The following is an 18,958-nucleotide window of genomic DNA, read 5'->3' on the forward strand; positions in this document are numbered from 1 at the left end:
AATAGGGAACTAGGATGTTTTTTAAAAGAAAAAATATTAACCCTGAATTGCAAGAAAAGTTGGCGAATGCAGAGCATAATTTTGATGAATCCGTAGGTGAACAAGCGCTTACCGATGAGTATGGCGACGCGATACATGATGACGCCTCGGGTAATATTGCTGAGCGCAAAGCCAGAGAGATACAAGACAGAGACAAAGCGGTTGATGATGCGAAAAAGCAGCTCGAACAAGAATTAGAAACCAAGCATTACTATCATCAACGTCTGCTCGAAACCTTAGATTTAGGATTATTAGCCAGCCTAGAAAAAGAGCGTGCAAAGAAAGATTTGCATGACGCCATTGTTCAATTGATGGCGGATGATCAAACGCATGCATTGAGTGCTGAAGGTCGAAAACGTGTCATTGTACAAATTGAAGATGAGGTCTTTGGCCTTGGTCCACTCGAGCCGCTGCTTCATGATTCAACGGTGTCTGATATTCTGGTCAATGGGCCGAAAAGTGTTTTTGTTGAACGTCGAGGCAAGCTTGAATCCACTCCTTATACCTTTCTCGATGATCGTCACCTTAGAAATATAATCGATAGAATTGTTAGCCAGGTTGGGCGTCGTATTGATGAAGCCTCGCCAATGGTAGATGCACGACTGGCCGATGGTTCGCGTGTTAATGCGATTATTCCTCCCTTAGCGCTAGATGGGCCTTCTGTTTCTATTCGTCGATTTGCCGTTGATAAACTTAATATGGAAAACCTACTCGGTTATAACTCAATATCGGAACCGATGGCGAAGTTTGTTGAAGCCGCCGTTCATGGTGAGCTAAATATTTTGATTTCTGGCGGGACAGGCTCAGGAAAAACCACCACATTAAACATATTCTCTGGATTTATTCCTAGTGACGCACGAATCATCACCATAGAAGATTCCGCCGAGCTTCAGTTGCAACAGCCCCATGTTGTGAGGTTGGAAACTCGCCCAGCAAACCTGGAAGGCAAAGGTGAAATTACTCAGCGGGATCTGGTGAAAAACTCGCTCCGTATGAGGCCAGATCGAATCGTTCTTGGAGAGGTGCGGGGCAGTGAAGCCGTCGACATGCTAGCCGCCATGAATACGGGGCATGATGGATCTCTAGCCACCATACACGCCAATACTCCACGAGATGCGCTGAGCCGAGTTGAGAACATGTTCTCGATGGCGGGGTGGAATATTTCGACCAAAAACCTACGCTCTCAAATCGCCTCGGCTATCCATTTGGTTGTGCAAATGGAACGTCAAGAAGATGGTGGGCGTCGAATGACCAGCATTACTGAAATCAATGGCATGGAGGGTGAAGTCATCACCATGTCGGAAATATTTAAGTTTCAACGACAAGGAATGGATGAAGATGGCAAAGTCATCGGCTATTTCACCGCAACCGGTGTTGTGCCCGCGTGCCATGATCAATTGTCAAAAAAAGGGCTGCATATGCCCTTCGAGATTTTTAACGAGACATACCAATAGGAGTGGCAAGTCATGGGACAAGATCCGACGCTCTTTTATGTACTGCTCTTTTTTGCCGTGGTGTTTATCTCCCAGGCATTGATACTGCCCGCCGCAGGTAGCAAAGCGAAACACAAAGAGCTTTCACAAAGGTTGAAAGAGTCACAATCCAATTTAGATGAAGAAACCCGTTCACTGTTACATGAGCATTATCTGAAAAGCCTGACGCCAACGGATAGGAAACTGGTTCAGATAAAGATTTTTTCCAGTCTGAAAAAGAACATTGAGTTATCGGGCTATGACTGGTCTCTGACTCAAACGCTGACCGTGACTTTCTTAATCGCCACTATCTCCACGTTGATACTGCTTGTTATTGGTCAGCCTTGGTTCGTTGAAATTGCCTCTTTCTGTGGTACCTGGGTGCTCATGCACATGATGATTCAACGTAAAATATCTCAAAGGCTATCCGCGTTTGAAGAGCAGTTACCTGACGCGCTCGATATCATGCGTCGAATGTTGCAAGCCGGGCAACCCGTCACACAAGCCTTTAACGAGGTGGGCAATGAAATGCCTGCGCCCATTGGTATTGAGTTTAAAAATACCTTTAACCTTCTGAACTATGGCTACGATATGCGTTTGGCGATCATGCAAATGGCCGACCGCACACCAACAGTGTCAATGCTGGCCTTTTCGAGTGCGGTGCTACTTCAAAAAGAAACGGGCGGGAACCTTTCAGAGAACTTAGAAAAAGTATCGCACGTATTAAGAGCACGTTTTAAATTGCAGCGGAAGATCAAAACCATTTCAGCAGAAAGCCGTTTATCGGCATGGATTCTGGTTTTGTCTCCGTTCATTTTGTTTATTTTTATGTCGGTCATCAATCCCACTTATGTGGAGCCACTTTACGAAGACCCCCGAGGAATGACACTCGTGAGTGGTGGTATTGTCAGCTTATTTTTTGGTTCTATATGGATCAGAAACATCATTAATTTCGAGGTGTAGCATGGAGCACCTTCTAGAACTACTTAACCAATTTGAAGTGAATGAGCAGCTTTTCTTCTTGGGTTTCATTATGGTCTCAACGAGTCTGGCGGTCATGACGGTTGCGTTTATTGTATTTGGTGTGAAGTCGCCGCTAAAAAGAAAACTGGACGAGATAAGAAAAGGGGCCGACTCCCATAAGCTGAAAAAGAACAGCAAGATTGATAATACTCTAGAGTCGCTCGCGCCAATGATGACGCCCAAAAGCTCAAAAGAGCGTGAGAGTGTCCGTCATCAATTGATGCATGCGGGTTACCATGATGCCGATGCCTTAACGATTTTCTATGCGTTAAAAATCTTCAGTTTTATCATTGGACTCATGGCGGCGGCGGCTTTCTATTACTTCGCACCAGATTTGAAAAATCTAAGGTTGGCAATAATCGGGAGCATTGCCACGGGGTTATTCTTACCGAATATTGTGCTCAACCGTATTGTGAAAAAACGCCAATCCAAGATTCGAGGAGGAGTGCCTGATGCACTCGATCTGTTGGTGGTTTGTACCGAATCTGGTCTTGGGTTTAACTCGGCGCTGAGAAGGGTCGCTGATGAACTTATGATTTCTCACCCTGAATTTGCTGATGAGCTTGATACAGTGTGCGCGAAAATAAAAGCGGGTGTTGAAATGTCAGATGCGTTTGAAGATCTCGTAGAACGGACTGGTGTGGTTGAAATTACCGGTCTCGTTAAGATGCTTGCGCACTCATCTCGTATTGGGGGCAGTATCTCCCAGACGTTGAGAGAGTACACCGAAGACTTTAGGGATCGACGCAATCAGGAAGTCGAAGAGATCGCTGCAAAAATTCCGACCAAGATGATCTTCCCTCTGCTACTTTTTATCTGGCCATGCTTTTTTATCGTTGCTATCGGGCCATCCATGCTGAGTCTGACTGCAACGTTAGGAAAATAAGGAGTATTTATGAAAGGATACAAGCGATTCGTTGTTATGACGTTATCACTCATGTTGACAGCGTGCGCTACTGAGCCAGAAAAGCCAGGCTTTGATTCTGCTTTGTATGATGGTCTTCCTGTGGACACGCTGACCTCAGATGCCCCGCCACTGAATGAAAAAGAAGCCATCATGCGAGGAGATATCGCCCTCAGCAAGAACAATATAGATTTGGCCCTTTACGAGTACATTCGCTCTCTATCGTTTCCAGATGGGCAGTATCATGACAAGTCACTCTACAACATTGGTCGCATACATGAATCACGAGGCAATTTACCGTTAGCTCAGAAAGCCTATTCCATTGCACTGGAAGAGAACCCTAATAATGTTCAAGTGTTAGAGCATCTAGGTGGCATATACGCAAAGTCGGGCGATGTCGAGCTAGGGTACAGTTACTTTCTGCGTGCTTTGAATGCCGATCAAGTTCGACTTAATAGCAGCAACACGCTCAACCCAGATGATCTTGTGAAACCAGAAGAGGTGGAATCACTGCAGATTGATAATGACTCTCCCGTGACTGCGTATATGGGACTAGGGGTATTAACCGATGTTAAAGCCAATCACACCCTAGCTCAGGCCTTTTATAAAAAAGCACTACTCATTGAGCCTCGCTCGGTGAAAGTGCAAATCAATACGGGTTACTCGTATTACATGTCGGGTGATTATAAAACCGCGCTGAAGTACACCCTTTCCGCCTTAGAGCAAGAGCCCAATAATGAAAAAGCACAGAACAACTTGGCTCTTATTTATCTGAGCCGAGGGGAAATAAAACGCGCCATCAATGTGTTTATGCGACAAATGGAAGCGGCAGAAGCGCTCAACAACGTTGGCTACTTTTTGATTCTTCAAGGCAAGCCAGACAAGGCCATTCCTTACTTGCAGCAGGCTATCGATAAAAAGCCTTCGTATTACAAAGTGGCGAATGAAAACCTAGAGAGGGCGTTAGCCGAGGTGAGAGCGAACACGGTGCAAGAGCCGATAGATGTTAAAGCTGAATAGCGGTTAACGTCTATTCAAAGAAAAAGGAGAGCCAAGGCTCTCCTTTTTAGTGCGATGGAAAGGAACAAACAAGAAACTAAAAACTAGAGAAACCCAGTGGCAGTGGCAGCGAGCATAAAGAAAGCGACCATCCAAACAATAGGCAATTTAAGTTGCTTCAATAGAAAGAAGCCAATCAGTACCAATGAAATATCCAGCGCATTGACGACGGCACTGGTAAAAACAGGTTGGTACAGCGCTGCCATCAACAATCCAACAACCGAGGCGTTTACCCCAGAGATGGCTCCTGCGACACGAGGCTTATTGGCCAGTTGTTGCCAGTTTTTGAGTACGCCGAGTAGCAACAAAAACCCTGGTAAGAACACGCCAATCGTCGCGATCACTGCACCAAGCAAAGGGGCTCCAGGCAGCATTTCGTAGCCAATGTAGGTTGCAAAGGTAAACATTGGCCCTGGAACGGCTTGCGCTGCGGCATAACCGGTTAGAAAGGCGTCTGGTGTTATCTGGTCGCCAACGATGTTTTGCAGCAAAGGCAGAACGACATGACCGCCACCAAAGACGAGGCTACCGGCTTGAAAGAAATCACTAAACAAGCCAATGCTCGGAGCCATGTTGCTTAATAGTGGAAGCCCGAACAGCAAGCCCACGAAAAGCAACAGAGGCCACAAAGCCGGTTTAAACGGTGTGTTGCTCGGTTGTTCTGATGTGTTCGCTAAAAAACGCATGCCAATCGCGCCGGCAATAAGAAGGACTGCAATTTGGGTTGAAATACTGGGTAGCAATAGGAGTGCTATAGCGGTCACTACGCATAAACCGACGGTTAAAGTCTGTTTGCAAAAATTCTTATACATTCCCCACGCGGCATCCGCCACCACGACCACAGCGAGCAACTTTAGACCATGAATCACACTTTGGAACACGGAATTGTCAGTGAGTTGGCTACTTAATGCGGCAAGCGCAAGCATGATAAGAATAGACGGTAAGGTAAAACCAAAAAAAGCCATGCAGGCTCCGCCTAGTCCACCTCGTTTATAGCCAATGGCGAACCCGACCTGGCTCGAACCTGGGCCAGGAAGAAACTGACTGAGCGCAACAATTTGACCGTATTCATTGTCATCAAGCCATTTCTTTTTTTCAACAAAGGTACTGCGGAAGTAGCCAATGTGTGCGGCTGGCCCACCAAAGCTTATCCAGCCTAAGGCAAAGAATATTTTAAAAATAGATAGCATCGCTTTTCTCTACATGCGTGTTCATTGATTGAATTCGTCGCTACTGTACGAAATGAACTAAAATGATTCAAATTGATAGATTTAATCTAATCTATGAATAAAATAGGATTACTTGATGCATCAGTGGGTAAACAGAGCATGAATGAGATCAACTGGAAGAACATCGATTTAAATTTGCTCGTGACTTTTTCTCAGCTTTATCGATATCGAAGTGTGAGTGTCGCGGCAGAAAAGAGTCACGTCAGCCAATCAGCAATGAGCCATAGCCTAGCGCGATTGAGACAGTTGCTTGATGATCCCTTATTTGAGCGCAAAGGCCACAGTATGGAGGCGACAGAACACGCGCACCAAATCGCCCCCGTCGTACACCACTTGCTTGATGCCATTTCAACTCAGTTGCTCTCTAAAGAGCCTTTTAACCCTGAGATGTATTCGGGCGTTTGCCGAATTGGCTTAACGGATTACGCAGAGTTTATTTTTGCGCCTCTGCTGTACGATTCGATTCGCCGCCTTGCACCCAAAGCACAAGTGAGCTTTATCAATGTGAACAGAAACAATTACGTGAGTGTTGCCGAGCAAGAAAAGCTGGATGCCGTGATTGGCAGTATTGCTCTGGTCGATGATGCGTTTGAAGCCAAGAAGATTTACACCGAAAAGCATGTTTGCCTGTTTGATCCGCAGCAAGTCAAAGTGAAGGGGCGGCTGACCATAGAACAATTTGCGAATATTGACCATGCCCTAGTGAGCGCTGATGGTCGGCTTTCAACTCAAGTGGATAAGCGTTTGAAAGAGCAAGGGATGACACGCCAAGTGACGGTTGCTTCAAGGAATTTTTTAACCATTCGCAGCTTGTTGAATACCCGACGCTTGATTGCCATTGTGCCTGAGCTTATGGCGAGAAGTGAGGCCTTTCGCGATCATCTTACGACAACACCACCACCGATAGAGGTGCCAGATTTTGACATTTCTGTGCTCTGGAAAAGCAGCAAACAGCAAGACGAAAAAAATCGTTGGTTACGAACACTCGTCTATGAGGTGGTGAGCAAAGGCCGAAGATAATGTCGTCAGGCAACAGTTTTAGGTGGTAGCCACTCTCACAGCAGTCGTTTAGGCCGTCGCTGTTCAGAGAGTACATTGGCGTCTAATGGCGAGAAGAAAAGCTATCGATCTTATCCAGCAATATGCCTGTGCCTTTCCATATTAAGACGGTCGCGAAGGCGCTGACATACCCATCAATCGCGTAGTGCCAGGCAAGATGCACCGAACCAATTTGAATCATCACCACATTGGCCCACATCACTCTCCCTAACCATTTATTCTTTCGACTGGCGCCGAGCGCCATCAACACCGCGATGGAAACATGCATGCTTGGCATGGCTGATATTCCCACTCCCACACCGCCCTCACGATTGAGATGCCTCAGCCACAAACTGTCTTGTACATCAATTGCCCAGACAGGAGGAAACCCCACTTCCATTAACTCTCGGCTTTGTATTCTCAGCGTGTCAATCAATGGAAGAAAGTAGGTGTGTTCAGGGTTGAGCAGGTGCATGTAACATGGCCCTGCAGAAGAGAGTATCGTTGCCAACAGCCCTCCGACAATGAGCCAGCTAGAAAGAAAGCTCAAGAGGTATTGGTCTCGCAGTCGTTTGGACTTTCTATCGATGATAAAAAAGAGCAGAGCGCCCCACATGAGTAAAAACCACAGGTGGTAAAAAAAGTTGATCACAAAAGTCGCGTAGTGATGAGAAAAAACGGCATGAGTGAGCTCCCAAGGCGATACGCCAAAATGCAACCACTTATCAAATTCATAGAAGGCAAGGTCGTACTCAAATGGGTGCAAGTCGGGGATGATAGTCTTTAAATAGGTGTAGCTAGAGAGCGTAAAATTCAGCACTAAGATCAGTAAAATAAAAGAGAGAGCCTTCGAAATTGGCTGAAAAAACGAAAAGATCTTTTTAACGTATTTGACCAAAGGGTGAGAGGCGCGGTGATAAAGCAGGTAACAGTAATAATAGACGCTCCAGGTTAGGAAGGAGACGTAGCACATGTTGAGCAAGCTTCTTAAATAGGAAAAAATGTCGTACTTGATATCAAGGTCATGATCCGTGAATCGTGAGAGCAGGTACAGGCTGACACAGGTGAATAACACGTAGCAGTAGATAATTCTATCTTGTCTCAGTGCGAGCTTAATATCAGACCATTGACTTCTCCAATCTATTCTAGATGGCGTTGCGTCCATAGTATGACTCACTCCTTTGCTGCCAAACTGCCCCTGTACTATTTAGCATAGACCACATTACTCAGCATCGACGGCATTCATCAGGTCGTGATGACGCTCGTTTAGAGAAGCCAAGCCTGAAAATAAGCGTGAAGCTAAGTCTAAAAAGAAGGGGCAAAATAAGGCTCAAAAGTCGCTAAATAAAAGCCTAATTAGGAGTTCGGGGTCTCAGGAAGTAGACATTGATAACCCAACCACAATTGGGTTTTTAATTGGCTGGCTTGTTCTATTTGAGGGTAGATATCGACGCGCTGTTTCACCTTGTTCGTGACAAAGAAGATGCACAAGAGTGACAGAGTCATGATAACAAAGTGTTGAAAATACGAGGTGTGAGAGATGAGCTTTGGCTCGGGTTTTATGCTGGCCCAGAACATAGAAAGACTGAAAGCGGCCAGCAATTGACTGATTGGTGAATCTAACACTCCAGACACGAGACCATAACTAAGGCCAATCATTAAGCTTAGCCCTGTCACTCGGACGACTTGATTCTTCGTTCTCATGACCGAATAGAAACCATAGAGCAACAATGTCATGTACGCGAATAGCGGGATAACACCCCAGCTGATTTGGGTCCATTGTGGCCATTTTTGCGGTTGTGAAAAACTCTCTTTCATACATAAAAATGAATCACCGCCTAGCCCCCAAAAGCTCGTCAGAGAAAACGCTTCCAACCAGATTTCAATTTGACCAGACGATTCTGTTTTCAATGTGTTCCATGTAAAGGCATTGCCATACAAAAGCCATTCAGGAACCGGAGAGAGGAGAAGGAGTTTGAAGATCGAGCCGAAAATGATCGACTGCACCAGTAGTACAATGATCTCTCTACGCCAATTGGCTTCTAACCATGCCCATAAGAGTATGGCGAGTACGCCGACAGTCGCCACACCTTGTGCGTCGGTGGCTAAAATAGTGGTGACATTCAGGGCGCAGACGGCTTGCATCGCATAGTGGTAGTAGTGTTTTCTCGTGCAGATGATCGTGAGATAAAAAATAGGGATCAGAAGCCAAATCTGAACTTGATTGATAAATCGAGGGTTTAAAATGGTATGAATCGATTCGGGAAGTTGCATGTACGCTCGAAACCAAAATACCGAGCCAATAGAGAGAAACAGGAAAATGGATATCCATGAAAAATACTGATAAACCAACACTCTATGGTGGCGAACGATAGGCACTAAACACGCGGAAACGAGGGAGAGACCGATTATGTAAAATAGGTTTTCCTGAGAGGTCCAAACATACACCCGTTGCCAGTTCGCGATAGCAGCAAACGTAAGAAGGCTCATGACCAAGATGCCGCATAAGGGCGAGATAGTCTTGAAACTGGACCAGAATTGAAGCCGATGCTCTTTGAATAAGGCTAGCCCCAAACAGAAAACAACGATGATCGCGCAGACAAAAAGGCGTTTAGAATCGTACATCCACAATGAATCGCCACGAGTCATCACGGTGTTAAAACTAAAAAATAGACAGCCGATGAATATCGCCGAGAGCAATATTCTATTCGGAAGTTGTATTTGATTCATACACGTTTAAGTAGGTGGTCTTTACTACAAAGTGTAGACCAAATTAAGCCATTGAACGCCCGTGTTATAAGGAGTTGAATTTAATTGATGTTTTTGTCATTAGGTTAGGGTTAGAAAAATAAAACCTCATTTACGTTTCCTTAAAGAGCAAATTTCACCCAGCCTTTTTTACGCCATCGTCTTGCCATGATCACGCCTCTGAACCACTCATCGAGTGCAATGGCCATCCAAGCCCCTAGGACACCATACCCCCAGTGAACACCGAATAAATAGCTAAATCCTACGCCAATTCCCCACATACTTAATATCCCCATTTGAACAGGGAATTTTATATCGCCAGCGGCTTTTAGCGCCGAGATAAAGATAAGATTAAAGACACGTCCAGCTTCCAGAAAAATTGATCCGGTAAGCAAACTTGCTGTAATGACGACGATCTCGGGCTCTGAGGTGAAAAGGTCAATCAGATCGAATCGAAAGGCATAGATGATCATCATTAATGTTGTTGAGGCGATGAAGCCGACGACAAAGTATTTTTGCACCATAACAAGAATGTTGTCCGCCCAGCCTTTTCCAACGTAGTAGCCTGTTTGAATTTGTGTGGCTTGACCCAGTGCGAGCGAAAAAGCGAACGCCACACGCGCAATATTTTGCGCATAAGTAAACGCGGCGAGTGAGGAGGTGCCCATCTGCACCACAAAATAGACAATCGCCATTTGCGCCATGTTATACGACAGCACTTCACCAGCGTTCATGCCACCAATCTTGATGATTTTCGAGTAGATGGTGCTTGGAATTTGACGATATTGATTCAGCGGTAGGTCGATGCTTTTTTGCTTTAATACGACCCATAACATGAGGGTAGCAATGACCTGACTCGTCACGGTAGCTATGGCTACCCCTTCGACCCCATAGACGGGCAACCCAAATGGCTGATAGAGGGCAATGTAGTTACCCAAGACATTGATCGCACCCGCAATCAGGTTGATGATCATGGGAGAACGTGAATAACCGTGACTGCGTAAAATCGTGGCCAGTACGATGCCAATCGTTAAATTGAACGTCATGGCTCCACTGATGACAAGGTACTCATGCCCATACTGCTCGACTTGCGCTTCCAGCTTATAGAGAGGAAGAAAATACTCGGCACCCAGTAGGGCAATGAGGCTCAACGCAATGCCAAGAACGATGGACAAAGCAATACTGGCGACACCGACATAAGCCGCGTCTTGCTGACGAGAAGACCCATTGTACTGCGCAATGAGGATGCCAGTACCACTGCTGATCATTGACGATACGATGATCAAGAAGAAAGAGATTTGCCCAATCACGCCAACGGCCGATACGGCTTTATCTGAGTATCCACTGAGCATGAACACATCACTGGTGTTGAGAGCCGTCCGCAGTAATATCTCGATGAATATTGGCCAAGTTAAGGCAACAATACCCATTCGCTTGTTCATTGTAGAGTCGGTGTTTGGCATGTAAATCGCTCAAAGAAAGGGAACGCGCCATTTTAAAGGATGAGATAGAGGAGAGACACTGCTAACGCTCGAATAACCTTATTTGTCTATTCTTAACGGTGAAAAAGGCACCTAGATCAAATCTAGATGCCTGATGGTGAAACTAATTATCGGCTATTCATGGAGCATAACTACTCGATGCGCAAACCGTCTTCATCAAAAAGATGGCAATCTTCTTGGCGACTGCTTAGCTCAACGGTCTGGAATCGAGTGACTTCTTGATCACCCGGTAAATGAACCTTGAAGCCATCAATGCCACACGCTTGACCATACATGTAAGTACTGTTGCCCAATCGCTCAACCACTTCGCTTTGGAAGGTCAGCTTCACTGGTTGATCATGGTTAAACTCTAAATGCTCAGGTCGAATACCCAGTACAACCGTTGCGCCAGAAGTCAGAGATTTTTTCACTGGTGGCAAATTGAATAACGTACCGTCTACACCTACTAGCACCAGAGATGACTCATTGCTGGTTTCCACTTGAGTTGGAATGAAGTTCATCTTTGGCGAACCGATGAACCCAGCAACAAACTCATTTTGTGGTTTATGGTACAACTCGAGTGGCGAGCCTACTTGCTCAATTCGACCATCGCGCAATACGACAATTTTGTCGGCCAGTGTCATCGCTTCAATTTGATCGTGGGTTACGTAGACCATGGTGTTTTGCAGATCTTGGTGCAGCTTAGCAATTTGCAGGCGCATATCGACACGAAGTTCCGCATCAAGGTTAGACAGTGGCTCATCAAACAAGAAGACTTTCGGGTTACGAACGATCGCACGTCCGATAGCAACACGTTGACGTTGACCACCAGATAGCTCTTTAGGTTTGCGATCCAATAGCTTATCTAGTTGCAGTGTTTTGGCTGCGCCGTGGACCTGTTTATCAATGATCTCTTTCGCCACGCCATTCATTTTGAGGCCGAAGCCCATGTTCTCTTCAACGGTCATGTGCGGGTAAAGCGCATAAGACTGAAATACCATTGCCACGCCGCGTTCAGCAGGGTCGGCCTCATTGACGACCTCATCACCAATCGATATTTCCCCATCCGTTATCTCTTCTAACCCCGCGATTAGACGCAGCAATGTTGACTTACCACAACCTGATGGCCCAACAAAAACAACAAACTCTCCATTTTCGATCTCGAGATCGACACCATGAATGGTTTGAACATCACCAAAACGCTTGATGACCTGTTTTAAGCTGATATCAGCCATATGAACTCCTTGCCAATGTGGCTTGCTAAACGGATAGATTTCTATCGAGATGATGACTCGATTATGAATTCGAGAACTTTGTACATAAAAGATACGCTCTAAATTGTTTTTTGTTACCAGATAACGAGCAAATGTAGATCTTGATCATGCATTTTAACCAAAATTTAACTATTTTTGTGGAAACGTTTACAAAATGATTGTTCAGCTGTGTATTTATTCGTCATAGTTATTAGTATTTACTCGTATGATAGATAGAACATCATCTTTTCAATTTATTTGGTCTACATTTGTTGAACGTATCCGAATAAATGAATGAACAGGATGTGACAAGGAGTCACACGAAATGGAGCAATCTGTGAAAACGATATACCCAGAAAATCGTCTCCCCTCTACCAGACGTAAATCGCGGGTCAGTGCGAAGCTTTCCCCATGGCTGTTTTTAGCCCCTGCCATTGTCATTTTTTCCATTTATGTGGTTTACCCAATTCTCGACAGTATTTGGTTAAGTTTCTTTGAATGGGATGGTTTGGGCGAGAAAGAGTGGGTTGGGCTTGGTAACTATAGAGAGCTGTTCGAGTCAGAAGCATTCTATACGTCACTAAAGAATAACTTCTTATGGCTGATTTTCTTTATGCTCGCGCCACCTATCGGACTCGCCATTGCGCTGTTTCTCAATCAACAAGTTCGTGGGATTCGTGTTGTTAAATCCTTATTCTTCTTCCCATTTGTTATCTCGCAAGTGGTGGTCGGCTTGGTGTTTGCCTGGTTCTATGACCCTTCATTTGGCTTATTCAACATTGTCTTAGGTGGGTTTGGCGTTGAGCCTATTTCGATACTCGCAAACGAAGATTACGTCACCTTCGGCATCATCGTCGCCGGCTTATGGCCGCAGATTTCTTACTGCATGATCTTGTATTTAACAGGATTGAATAACCTAGACCCAGAGCAGTTAGAAGCGGCACGCCTCGATGGCGCGAAGAAGTGGCGCATGCTTTGGTATGTCGTGTTACCTCAATTGCGCCCTGCCACATTCATTGCCGTTGTTGTTACGGTCATTGGCGCACTTCGTTCCTTCGATTTGGTTGCCACCATGACGGCGGGTGGCCCTTGGGGTAGCTCAACAGTTCTTGCCTACCAAATGTATGAAGAGTCAATTTTCAACTACCGAATGGGTTACGGTGCTGCGGTGTCAGTTGTGCTGTTCTTAATCATGGATATCTATATCGCGTACTTCTTGTGGCGTATGTTAAGGAGTGAAAAATAATGTTTCCGCAACCGATTCAAAAATCAGGACGCTTTACCAATATCAGCTATCGCGTCGCGCTGCCTATTTCTATCGTGATGTGGCTACTGCCACTGATCGCCGTGATGATGACGTCCATCCGAGGCATGGAAGACATTAACACCGGTAACTACTGGGGGTGGCCAACTGAGATTAAGTTTTTCGAAAACTACACTCAGGTCTTTACCTCTACATCGATGGGGCAATACCTCGTCAACAGTTTGATGATTACCCTACCTGCGGTTGCTGGCGCGGTTGCATTGTCTACTTTAGCGGGCTTTGCGCTGGCGAAATACAACTTTAAAGCGAACATTTGGATCTTCGCGATGTTCATCGCGGGTAACTTTGTTCCGTTTCAAATCTTGATGATTCCTGTTCGAGATTTAACGATTACCTTTGGTTTGTACGACACACATCTGGCGCTTATCTTGTTCCATATCGCGTTCCAGGCCGGGTTTTGTACCTTGTTCATGCGGAACTTCATTGTCGGCATTCCAGATGCCCTAATAGAAGCGGCGCGAGTCGAAGGGGTGTCAGAGTGGAAGATTTTCTGGCATATCGTATTGCCTTTAGTGCGACCTGCATTGGCGGCATTGGCTGTTCTTGTCTTCACCTTTATCTGGAATGACTTTTTCTGGGCACTGGTATTGGTTCAAAGCGATGAAGTGCGTCCGGTGACTGCTGGATTAAGCTCTCTGCAAGGGCAGTGGCTTGCATCGTGGCAGTTGATGTCTGCAGGGGCCGTTGTCGCAGCGATCCCACCGGTTGTGCTGTTCTTCACTATGCAACGACATTTTATTGCGGGCTTAACGCTTGGGGCGACAAAAGGTTAAACATATTCACTTTCGTTGTTTGTCCTTAGGTCCCCACCTTAGGCTAAACAGCGCTTTTAGTAAGGCAACTAGAAAAACAACAATTGGACTCATGAGTGAAAGCTCACTAATAAGGACCTGACTATGAAATACGTGAAACATCTTGCTGCTACTGCTGTATTAGGGGCAGCACTCTCCACCTCTGCTTGGGCGGGAACATTGGTCATTAACTCTGACCAAGCTGACCCTGCACCAAAAGCGGCTTGGGCTGAAATCGTCAAGCAGTTTGAGGCTGAGAATCCGGATATAACGGTGGAATATAACCTCTATGATAAAGAGGCGTATAAAACCACGATTCGTAACTGGCTGGTGACTTCGCCACCCGATGTTGTTTTCTGGTATGCGGGTAACCGTATGAAGACCTTCGTTGACCGCGGCTTATTTGAAGATGTCAGCGATCTGTGGAACGAGAACAACATGAAGCAAGACTTCTCGACTGCCGCACCGGCGATGACCGTCAATGATAAACAATACGGTGTGCCTTACACGTATTACCAATGGGGTATCTACTACCGTTCTGATATCTTTGCTCAATACGGTATCTCAGAGCCGAAAACGTGGGATGAGTTACTCGCCGCTTCCGCAACACTAAAAGAGAATGGTGTTGCTCCATTTGCTATCGGAACTAAGTACCTTTGGACCGCAGCGGGTTGGTTTGATTACATCAACCTACGTACTAACGGCCTAGACTTCCATATTGACCTGATGGACGGCAAGGTGCCATACAGCGATGAGCGCGTTAAAAAAACTTTTGCTAACTGGGCCCAACTTGTTGAGCCAGGCTACTTCCTTGAAAACCACGCCTCATACTCATGGCAAGAAGCGCAACCGTTCCTGTATAACGGCGAAGCGGCAATGTACCTGATTGGTAACTTCATTGCGCCTAACTTCCCTGACAGTGTGAAAAGCGACATGGGCTTCTTCCAATTCCCAATCATCGACCCAGCGGTACCTGTCGCGGAAGATGCGCCGATGGATACTATCCACATCCCATCTAAAGCGAAGAACAAAGAAGACGCACGCAAGTTCCTAAAATTTGTCGCGCGAGCCGATATTCAAGAGAAGATCAACGGGTCTATTCTTCAGATTCCGACCAACAATAAAGCGAAAGCTGCCGATGACCCGTTCCTAAATACCGGCGTGAAGATGCTAGCAGAAGCTCAGGGTACGGCTCAGTTCTATGACCGTGATACCGATCCTGCAATGGCGAAAGAGGGCATGAAAGGCTTCCAAGAGTTCATGGTTCACCCTGATCGTATTGAGAAGATCTTGAAGAGACTGGATAAAGTCAGCAAGCGAACCTTTAAGTAGTTACTGGGTTCAACTCTAATCAGGCTGGGCGAACGAAAGTCGCCCAGTCACATTCAACCTTAATCTCCTTTCCGTACAATCTCATAGGGTGCTTTGATGAGAACTTTTGCACAAATCATTGCTGCGCGTGAGTGGGAAAACCAACATGTTGTTCACCATAATGTTGAGCCTGCTCATGCTCCTCTTCATGCCTTTCAAAGTGAAGAGAACGCGTTAAATTTCTTTAACCTCGGAGGAGCCTCTTCTTCGATGAATCAAACCAGCTTGAATGGCCAGTGGCAGTTTCAGTTGTTTGATAAACCAGAAAGCGTACCAGCAGAGAGTGTTGATAAGAGTTTTGATGACAGCGTCTGGAGCGCTATAACCGTTCCAAGTAACTGGCAGCTGCAAGGTTTTGACAAGCCAATCTACACCAATGTGAAATACCCATTTCCGGACACGCCACCGACCGTGCCAAGTGAAAACCCAACTGGGGTCTACCGCACGGCCTTTCAGCTTTCCGAGCAAGAGCTTAACGATAAACGCACGAGCATTACCTTTGATGGTGTGAACAGCGCCTTTCATTTGTGGTGCAACGGGAAATGGGTCGGATACTCGCAAGACTCGAGATTGCCCGCCGAGTTCGACCTAACCCAATATCTTGTCCGCGGTGAAAACCAACTCACGGCGATGGTGATTCGATGGAGTGATGGCTCGTACTTAGAAGATCAAGATATGTGGTGGCTCAGTGGTATCTTCCGCGACGTGACACTAACGCGAAAACCGGCGATCCATATTCGAGATGTTGAGGTAAACACAGAACTGGATGCGAGCTATCGAGATGCCGTGCTAAAGGTGACGACCACTCTATCGCTTAAAAACCTTCCTTATCGTGTCAGAGTTCGGCTCTATGACGCGAAACAACGATTGGTTGCAGAGCAAGAGACGCAATCAGGCGTTCAGTTTGTCGATGAAAAAGGCCCTTGGAGCGATAGGACACTTCACAGCCTTAAAATAACCGAACCTAAGCGTTGGAGCTCTGAGTCTCCGTACCTGTATCGTGCGGTCGTGAGTCTCATCAACGACGCGGGGGAGTTGGTGGATTGTGAAGCCTATTCGGTCGGTTTCCGCAGTGTTGAAATCAGTGATGGGCAGCTGAAAGTGAATGGCCAACCGCTGTTGATCCGTGGTGTAAACCGCCATGAGCATCACCCTGAGCTTGGGCATGTGATGACACGCGAGGATATGATTCGCGACATTAAACTGTTAAAGCAGAACAACTTTAATGCAGTCCGAACCGCGCATTACCCCAATCATCCTCTGTGGTATCAGCTCTGTGACGAGTACGGTTTGTATCTAGTCGATGAAGCCAATATTGAAACGCATGGGCAGTTTCCTATGTGTCGGCTCTCAGACGATGCCGAATGGCTCAATAGCTACATGAGAAGAATGACTCGTTTGGTAGAGAGAGATAAGAATCACCCAAGCATCATTATTTGGTCATTGGGTAACGAGTCGGGCATAGGGACGAATCACCATGCCATGTACCAATGGGTGAAACAGCGCGATCCTTCTCGCCCCGTCCAGTATGAAGGGGGCGGCGCAATGACCGCTGCCACCGATATCATTTGCCCAATGTACGCTCGCGTTGACTGGGATCTCCCCGTCATTGCGCATCAACCAGACGTGACGCCAAGGGTGGGCATTCGAAAGTCTATTGCACTGCCAAATGAAGATCGCCCATTGATCTTGTGTGAGTATGCGCATGCGATGGGCAACAGTTTGGGGAGCTTTACTCATTACTGGAAGGCCTTTCGAGACAATCCACGTTTACAAGGCGGGTTTATCTGGGATTGGGTCGATCAAGGCCTAACGAAGATAAGTGACTCAGGTGAACAATACTGGGCTTACGGCGGCGATTTCGGTGATGAAATCAATGATCGTCAATTCTGTATCAATGGACTGATTTTCCCTGATCGAACGGTTCATCCAACCATTTATGAAGTCAAAAAAGCCCAGCAGTTTTATCAATTTGAGCTGGTATCACAGTCGCCATTAACGTTAAAAATCACCAATGAAAATGTGTTCGAATCGAACACGGCCGAGGTGCTGAAGTGGTGTGTGTTGCAAGACGGACATTCCGTTGAAGCTGGTGAGATAGAGCTGTTGATTAAGCCAAACCAGTCGATTGAATTAACGCTTGAAAATACCCAGCTCTCTACCCAATTCTCGACGGTATCAGGGAGTGATTATCACCTTAACATTGCTGTGGAGCTTGGCGAATCAACGCCTTGGGCTGAGGCGGGGCACGTCACGGCAACGGAACAGTTTGAGATTGAATCTCTGCCAGAGTTGCGGCTGCCAGAATCGGCGCCGTTGTGGCAAGCCGAGATCTCTGACAGCCATGATTTTCTCGTGGTGTGTGGTGACGATTTTCAAATTCAGTTTGATAAATCACTGGGCACGTTGTCGAGTTGGCAATTGAATGGCACGGAAAAGCTCAAGTTGCCACTGTTTGATAACTTCTACCGCGCGCCATTGGATAACGACATTGGTACCAGTGAAGCTAATAAGTTGGACCCGAATTCGTGGTTTGCTCGATGGCAGGCCATTGGCTTGGCTAAACTTGAACGTGAATCGATTGAATTCCAATGGCAAACCGATTCAACGGGCGTCGACATCCACACGCGCACGGCGTATCTGTTTGAAGGGCGAGTGCTGCTGACATCGGCATGGCAGTATCACATTGATGCTGAAGGAAAAGTATCCATCGACGTCGATGTAAAACTGGCGAAAGGTTTACCGTCATTGCCAAGAATCGGCATGGAGCTGGCTCTGAGTCCAGTTCTGAGCCCAGTTGTGAATGCACAACTGAGCGATGATGTCAGTTATGTGCAATGGCATGGACGCGGGCCCCACGAGAATTACCCCGATCGAAAAGAGTCAGCGCATCTCGGTCTGTACCAATCAAGCCTGAATCAAATGCATACAGACTACATCTTCCCTGCAGACAATGGCCTTCGTTGCGATGTGTCTCACCTTCAAGTTGGCGAACTGAACGTACATGGCAATGTGCATTTCTCTGTCAGTGAGTACAGCCAACATAACTTGGCTCAAGCGAAGCACACATGCGACCTCGTTAAAGATGGCGCCGTCTATGTTCGTATTGATGGTTTCCACATGGGGGTTGGTGGTGATGATTCTTGGACACCAAGCGTTCATGAAGAATACCTATTGAACGCGCAACGCTATCGCTATGAATTGAGTTTGCAATTTAAGGCTTAAA

14 protein-coding genes are annotated in these 18,958 nt (G+C 46.3%); 9 read left to right on the forward strand and 5 right to left on the reverse strand.

All coding sequences use genetic code 11. The features are described from left to right. Positions 1–14 precede the first annotated feature (14 nt). From BCU12_RS13725 to BCU12_RS13740, 4 genes are read left to right on the forward strand one after another with little or no spacing between them, the layout of a single operon-like run. Positions 15–1,493 carry a CpaF family protein gene (locus BCU12_RS13725; protein ID WP_102404818.1) on the forward strand — a complete coding sequence of 493 codons (1,479 nt, stop codon included), beginning with the start codon at positions 15–17 and terminating at the stop codon, positions 1,491–1,493. A 12-nt stretch (positions 1,494–1,505) separates the two neighbouring features. Continuing rightward, positions 1,506–2,474: a type II secretion system F family protein gene (locus BCU12_RS13730; RefSeq protein WP_102404819.1), complete on the forward strand. Its 969-nt coding sequence runs from the start codon at positions 1,506–1,508 to the stop codon at positions 2,472–2,474. Position 2,475: 1 nt separating this feature from the next. After that, on the forward strand, positions 2,476–3,420 hold the full coding sequence (locus BCU12_RS13735; protein ID WP_102404820.1) for a type II secretion system F family protein: 945 nt from the start codon (positions 2,476–2,478) through the stop codon (positions 3,418–3,420). Positions 3,421–3,429: 9 nt separating this feature from the next. Further along, positions 3,430–4,458: a tetratricopeptide repeat protein gene (locus tag BCU12_RS13740; RefSeq protein WP_102404821.1), complete on the forward strand. Its 1,029-nt coding sequence runs from the start codon at positions 3,430–3,432 to the stop codon at positions 4,456–4,458. An 83-nt stretch (positions 4,459–4,541) separates the two neighbouring features. Here BCU12_RS13740 and chrA read toward each other — a convergent pair whose 3' ends face one another. After that, a complete protein-coding gene (gene chrA / locus BCU12_RS13745) occupies positions 4,542–5,687 on the reverse strand; it encodes a chromate efflux transporter (RefSeq protein WP_102404822.1) in 1,146 nt (381 codons plus the stop codon). A 138-nt stretch (positions 5,688–5,825) separates the two neighbouring features. Here chrA and BCU12_RS13750 point away from each other — a divergent pair, with 138 nt between their 5' ends. Next, positions 5,826–6,746, forward strand: coding sequence for a LysR family transcriptional regulator (locus BCU12_RS13750; protein WP_102404852.1), 921 nt, complete (start codon positions 5,826–5,828; stop codon positions 6,744–6,746). Positions 6,747–6,828: 82 nt separating this feature from the next. Here BCU12_RS13750 and BCU12_RS13755 read toward each other — a convergent pair whose 3' ends face one another. The 4 genes from BCU12_RS13755 to ugpC form a co-directional block, all read right to left on the reverse strand. After that, on the reverse strand, positions 6,829–7,929 hold the full coding sequence (locus BCU12_RS13755) for a phosphatase PAP2 family protein (protein ID WP_102404823.1): 1,101 nt from the start codon (positions 7,927–7,929) through the stop codon (positions 6,829–6,831). Between the two features lie 191 nt (positions 7,930–8,120). Continuing rightward, positions 8,121–9,494 carry a hypothetical protein gene (locus BCU12_RS23625; protein ID WP_241909838.1) on the reverse strand — a complete coding sequence of 458 codons (1,374 nt, stop codon included), beginning with the start codon at positions 9,492–9,494 and terminating at the stop codon, positions 8,121–8,123. A gap of 140 nt (positions 9,495–9,634) precedes the next feature. After that, a complete protein-coding gene (locus tag BCU12_RS13765; RefSeq protein ID WP_102404824.1) occupies positions 9,635–10,975 on the reverse strand; it encodes an MATE family efflux transporter in 1,341 nt (446 codons plus the stop codon). A gap of 170 nt (positions 10,976–11,145) precedes the next feature. Beyond that, positions 11,146–12,228 (reverse strand): sn-glycerol-3-phosphate ABC transporter ATP-binding protein UgpC, encoded by a 1,083-nt coding sequence (gene ugpC, locus BCU12_RS13770; protein WP_102404825.1) that lies wholly within the window; start codon positions 12,226–12,228, stop codon positions 11,146–11,148. A gap of 343 nt (positions 12,229–12,571) precedes the next feature. On the opposite strand from ugpC, the gene BCU12_RS13775 reads away from it, so the two are divergent. The 4 genes from BCU12_RS13775 to BCU12_RS13790 all read left to right on the forward strand — a co-directional run bounded on the left by BCU12_RS13775 (position 12,572) and on the right by BCU12_RS13790 (position 18,957). Continuing rightward, positions 12,572–13,492 (forward strand): sugar ABC transporter permease, encoded by a 921-nt coding sequence (locus tag BCU12_RS13775; RefSeq protein ID WP_102404826.1) that lies wholly within the window; start codon positions 12,572–12,574, stop codon positions 13,490–13,492. Continuing rightward, complete coding sequence (locus tag BCU12_RS13780) at positions 13,492–14,343, forward strand: carbohydrate ABC transporter permease (RefSeq protein ID WP_102404827.1); 852 nt, start codon at positions 13,492–13,494, stop codon at positions 14,341–14,343. The genes BCU12_RS13775 and BCU12_RS13780 overlap by 1 nt, the downstream gene beginning before the upstream one ends. 123 nt (positions 14,344–14,466) lie before the next feature. Continuing rightward, entirely contained in the window at positions 14,467–15,693 is a 1,227-nt protein-coding gene (locus BCU12_RS13785; RefSeq protein WP_102404828.1) for an ABC transporter substrate-binding protein, read from the forward strand. A gap of 96 nt (positions 15,694–15,789) precedes the next feature. Then, positions 15,790–18,957 (forward strand): beta-galactosidase, encoded by a 3,168-nt coding sequence (locus BCU12_RS13790; protein WP_102404829.1) that lies wholly within the window; start codon positions 15,790–15,792, stop codon positions 18,955–18,957. Position 18,958 lies beyond the last annotated feature (1 nt).

Source organism: Vibrio sp. 10N.261.55.A7, assembly GCF_002877365.1.
In the GTDB taxonomy this organism is placed as follows: domain Bacteria; phylum Pseudomonadota; class Gammaproteobacteria; order Enterobacterales; family Vibrionaceae; genus Vibrio.